Source organism: Saccharomonospora iraqiensis subsp. iraqiensis (assembly GCF_000430445.1).
GTDB lineage: Bacteria > Actinomycetota > Actinomycetes > Mycobacteriales > Pseudonocardiaceae > Saccharomonospora > Saccharomonospora iraqiensis.
Genome location: NZ_KE387115.1, coordinates 1 through 3407 on the forward strand (window position 1 = coordinate 1; position 3407 = coordinate 3407).

The 3407-nt window shown below is 71.6% G+C and carries 2 protein-coding genes; both read left to right on the forward strand.

Features of this window, described 5'->3' with window-relative positions; genetic code table 11:
- The first annotated feature begins 129 nt into the window (after positions 1-129).
- Positions 130-2367: an RNA degradosome polyphosphate kinase gene (locus ACTIR_RS0117045; RefSeq protein ID WP_154663798.1), complete on the forward strand. Its 2238-nt coding sequence runs from the start codon at positions 130-132 to the stop codon at positions 2365-2367.
- Positions 2364-3359 carry an NUDIX hydrolase gene (locus ACTIR_RS0117050; RefSeq protein ID WP_026455188.1) on the forward strand — a complete coding sequence of 332 codons (996 nt, stop codon included), beginning with the start codon at positions 2364-2366 and terminating at the stop codon, positions 3357-3359. The genes ACTIR_RS0117045 and ACTIR_RS0117050 overlap by 4 nt, the downstream gene beginning before the upstream one ends.
- Positions 3360-3407: the final 48 nt, after the last annotated feature.

Consider the following 3407-nt stretch of genomic DNA (forward strand, 5'->3'; position numbering starts at 1 on the left):
ACCGGCCGCACCGGCCGCACCGGGCACCGTGAGCGGGGTGCAGACGGCCACCGTCCGCGCCGGACACACGTGTCGGCGCCCGCCCGATCGGCCGCCACCGCGGAGCCCCGTCTGGGGGACAATGAACGGGTGAGCGACGACAGCACGACCCCGGCGACCTGGCCCGTCCCCGACGACCCCGGTCGCCGACAGGTCACCACCGCACCCCCTCCCGGGACCACGGGCGGCGACGGACGGACACGCGAGTTCCGCGCCGTCCCGTCGGCGCCCCCCGCGGTGACCGCGGCCACCCCGGGCACCGACGCCCTGCCCGAGGACCGCTACTTCAACCGGGAGCTCTCCTGGCAGGACTTCAACGCGCGGGTGCTCGCCCTGGCCGAGGACGAGTCCCAACCGCTGCTGGAGCGGGCCAAGTTCCTCGCGATCTTCGCGTCCAATCTGGACGAGTTCTACATGGTCCGGGTCGCGGGCCTGAAGCGGCGCGAGCAGACCGGTCTGTCCGTGCGCAGCGCGGACGGGCTCACCCCGAGCGAACAGTTGGCCTACGTCGCCGAGCGCAACCGCGAACTGGTCCGGCGGCACGCGCTCGCGTTCGAGGAGGGCGTGCGGCCGGCCCTGCAGGCCGCCGGCGTCCGGATCGTGCGCTGGGCAGGCCTGGACACCGAGGACCGGGCACGGCTGTCGGCCTACTTCACCCGGCAGATCTTCCCGGTGCTCACCCCGCTCGCCGTGGACCCCGCGCACCCGTTCCCGTACATCTCCGGGCTCTCGCTCAACCTCGCGGTCACCGTGCGCGACCCGGAGGGCGGCACCGAACGGTTCGCCCGGGTGAAGGTGCCGAACAACGTGCCGCGCCTGGTGCGCATCGAGGAGGGTCCGGGTCCCCGGCAGGCCACCTTCCTGCCGCTGGAGGAACTCATCGCCGCACACCTGGACGAGTTGTTCAGCGGGATGCAGGTGAGTGAACACCACGTGTTCCGGGTCACCCGCAACGCCGACTTCGAGGTCGAGGAGGACCGCGACGAGGACCTGCTGCAGGCCCTGGAACGGGAGCTGGCGCAACGCAGGTTCGGGCCGCCGGTGCGGTTGGAGGTGGCCCACGACATGAGCGAGCACATGCTCGAACTCCTGCTGCGGGAACTCGAGGTCGATCCGCAGGACGTGGTCGAGGTACCCGGCCTGCTGGACCTGAACTGTCTGCACCAGCTGCACGCACTCAACCGCAAGGAGCTCAAGGACCCGCCGTTCGTCCCGGCGACGCACCCGGCGTTCGGGGAGCGGGAGACACCGAAGAGCGTGTTCTCCACCCTGCGCGACGGGGACGTGCTGGTGCACCACCCCTACGACTCGTTCTCCACCAGCGTGCAGCGGTTCGTCGAGCAGGCCGCCGCCGACGACAAGGTGCTCGCCATCAAGCAGACGCTCTACCGCACCTCGGGCACCTCGGGCGAATCCCCGATCGTGGACGCGCTCATCGACGCCGCCGAGGCGGGCAAACAGGTCGTCGCCCTGGTGGAGATCAAGGCGCGGTTCGACGAACAGGCGAACATCGCCTGGGCACGCACCCTGGAACGCGCGGGCGTGCACGTGGTCTACGGCCTGGTGGGGCTCAAGACGCACTGCAAGATCGCGCTCGTCGTGCGCCAGGAGGGGGCGACGATCCGCCGCTACTCGCACCTCGGCACCGGCAACTACAACCCCAGGACCGCGCGGCTGTACGAGGACATCGGCCTGCTCACCGCGGACCCGGCGGTCGGGGCGGATCTGACCGACCTGTTCAACGTCCTCACCGGCTACTCGCGCCAGCAGACCTACCGCACGATGCTCACCGCACCGAACGACATCCGGCGCGGCCTGCTGAAGTTCATCGCCGACGAGATCGACCTCGCGGGAGCGGGGAAACCCGCGGGCATCCGCATCAAGTGCAACTCACTGGTGGACGAGCGGGTCATCGACGGCCTGTACCGCGCCTCACAGGCGGGCGTGCCGGTCCAGATCGTGGTGCGCGGGATCTGCGCCCTCAAGCCCGGGGTCGCGGGGCTGAGCGACAACATCGAGGTGCGCTCCATCCTGGGCCGGTTCCTCGAACACTCCCGCATCTTCCACTTCCGCGGGGCGGACACGCACTGGATCGGCAGCGCCGACATCATGCACCGCAACCTCGACCGGCGGATCGAGGCGATCGTGCAGGTCGCCGACGCCCGGCTCAGCGCCCGCCTGGACGCCGTACTCGACTCGGCGTTCGACCCCCTCACCCGGTGCTGGGTACTCCGTCCGACGGGGGAATGGGTACCCTCTCCGACGGACAGCGGCCAGGTCCGCGACCATCAGATGGAATTGCTGCGCGAGCACGGAGCCACCGGGTGAGCAGAGTTGTACGAGCCGCGGGGGCGGTGCTGTGGCGCCGCCCACCGGGCAACGAGGTCGAAGTCGCCGTCGTGCACAGGCCGCACCACGACGACTGGTCCCTGCCGAAGGGAAAGGTGGATCCCGGCGAGACGAGCGCGGTGACCGCCGTCCGGGAAGTGCACGAGGAAACCGGGTACGAAGCGGCGCTGGACCGCTTCCTCACCGTTGTCGAATATCCCGTCCCCGGCGCCGACAAGACGGTGGAGTATTTCGCCGCGCGGGCCGTCGCGGGCGGGTTCGTCCCGAACGGGGAGGTCGACGAACTGCGGTGGCTGCCCCCCGCCGAGGCGCGGGCGCTGCTCACGTTCGACAACGACGCCCGTGTCGTCGACCTGTTCGCCGCACAGCCGGCCGAGGTGACCACGCTGCTGCTGGTACGGCACGCGAAGGCGGGCAACCGCGAGAACTGGACGGGCGACGACGACCTGCGGCCGCTGTCGGAGGCCGGGATACGCCAGGCACGGGGGCTGCGGACGCTGCTGCGCGCGTTCGCCCCGGACCGGGTGGTCTCGGCGCCGCGCCTGCGGTGCGTGCAGACGGTTCAGGCCGTCGCCGACGACGTGGGGGTCGAGACGGAGCTGGAACACCCCCTCTCCGAGGAGGGCTACACCGCCGACCGTGCGGGCGGCCTGGCCCGCGTGCTCTCCCTCGTCGCCGAGGGCGGCACGCCGTTGGTGTGCAGCCAGGGCGGGGTCATCCCGGACGTGGTGGCCACGCTGGCCGAACGCGACGGGGTCACCGTGCCCCGGAAGAAGTCGGCGGACGTGCCGCCGAGCAAGAAGGGGTCGGTCTGGGTGTTGGCGTTCACCCGGGACGGTGCCGGTGCGGGCACGGACCCGGGGCGGGCCGACGGGAGGGGCCCACGACTGGTGACCGCGCATTACCTGCCGAGCCCACTGCCCGAACCGCTCGGCGACGAGGCCGCCGCGCGGTCCGCTTCCCACACCTGACCCGCGTCGCCCAGCTGCCCCGGGGTTCGCCCGGCCCACGCGGCCGTG